This is a genomic window from Dapis hubbardiae BLCC-M172 (assembly GCF_050016015.1).
In the GTDB taxonomy this organism is placed as follows: domain Bacteria; phylum Cyanobacteriota; class Cyanobacteriia; order Cyanobacteriales; family Microcoleaceae; genus Trichodesmium.
In genome coordinates, this window is record NZ_JBNHEQ010000245.1 from 1 (window position 1) to 1,588 (window position 1,588).

General features: G+C 32.2%; 2 protein-coding genes. Both read right to left on the minus strand.

The genetic code is table 11. From position 1 onward, the window contains the following. Window positions 1-77: 77 nt before the first annotated feature. Window positions 78-1,295 carry an acetate kinase gene (locus tag ACP6PK_RS22675; RefSeq protein ID WP_426562905.1) on the minus strand — a complete coding sequence of 406 codons (1,218 nt, stop codon included), beginning with the start codon at window positions 1,293-1,295 and terminating at the stop codon, window positions 78-80. Window positions 1,296-1,395: 100 nt separating this feature from the next. Beyond that, window positions 1,396-1,588 (minus strand): hypothetical protein (locus ACP6PK_RS22680; RefSeq protein WP_426562907.1); only part of this gene is annotated, 193 nt, incomplete at its 5' end.

The following is a 1,588-nucleotide window of genomic DNA, read 5'->3' on the forward strand; positions in this document are numbered from 1 at the left end:
GGTTTTAACCTTCTTGTAATTATCAATTATCCATTATCAATTATCAATTAATGAAGTTTCATTTGGCCTAATGTAAATTAAGCTTGGCTCATTTTATCCCAACATTCACAAGCGATCGCCCAATCTTCTTCTGTATGTACTACTAAAATTGGTATTTTGGTATCTGGGGCAGAAATATCAGTATTCATAGGAGGTTTTGTATTTTTTTCCTTGTCAATTTTTAATCCTAAAAACTCAAAATCTGCACAAGTTTTTTCTCTAACAATTGCTGAATGTTCTCCTATTCCAGCAGTAAATACTAAGACATCTAAGCCACCAAGAGAAGCTAGCATTTCTCCTATACAACAACGAAGTTTATGAATATAAATATCAAATGCTAATTGAGCAAGTTCATCTCCTTGTTGCATAGCATTAGTGATATAACGCATATCTCCTGATTTTCCAGAAATGCCTTTTAAACCTGATTCTTTATTAAGCATTTTATTCAATTTTTCGGCATCAAAATCATACTCTCGCATCAAATAAATTAGAATTGCCGGGTCAATTGAACCGCTACGAGTTCCCATCATTAATCCTTCTAGTGGAGTAAATCCCATAGTAGTATTAATACTAATTCCATTATGCACTGCTGTTAAGGAAGCACCATTACCTAAATGACAAGTAATTATGCGTAAAGATTCTAGGGGTTTTTCTAATATTTTTGCTGCTTTTTGAGAACAATATTTATGACTTGTCCCATGAAATCCGTAGCGTCTAATTCCTTTTTCAAACCATTTATAAGGAATTGGATAAACAGCAGCTTCTTTTGGCATTTTACTGTGAAATGCTGTATCAAATACTGCAATTTGAGATACATTTCCTAAGATTTTTTCAATGGCTTCTATTCCTTCTAAATGATTAGGATTATGATTAGGTGCTAGAGGGATAAGATTTTTAATTGTTGTTTTGACTTTATCTGTTATTAAAGTTGCTTCTGAATAATCTGAACCGCCATGAACTACTCGATGACCAACTACATTTATATCTGATAAATTTTCTAGAACTTTTGTTTCTCCTTGACTGAGAGTTTCTAACATTTTAGAGATGCCTTCTAGGCGTTTTTCGGGGTTAAGTTGGAACTCTTTTTCAAGGCCGTTTGCTTCTATTTCTAAACTGCCATAATCATCATTAGCAGTCCAGTCAATTGCTGCTTCCCAAATAGGTTGTGGTGGATTTTCTGGTAAGTTTTCTGTAGTAATTTCATACAAGCAACTTTTTTGAGAACTAGACCCTGCATTTAACACTAAAATTTTCATAGTTTAGTAATAATTTCTGTTTCTTGATTCTACTTTTTTACAAACAATTTAGAGGAAAGGAGGAATAATTTTTACATTCTAATATGTATGATGAAAAAACCTATCCTTTTGTTCCCACAATAAATATTCCCATTCTCCCTACTCCTTCACTCCCCTTTTTTTCAAGGAAATATGGAGTATTTTTTACCAATGGATAATGGATAATTGATAATTGATAATTGATAATTGATAATTGATAATTAATCCCTTTTGGTGTAATAACTCCAGTTAAGGTAAAAAAAAGTGCATGGATA

Excerpts from the sequence above, each read along its gene's own strand:
- ACP6PK_RS22675 (WP_426562905.1), bottom strand. The coding sequence starts at position 1,295 with ATGAAAATTTTAGTGTTAAATGCAGGGTCTAGTTCTCAAAAAAGTTGC.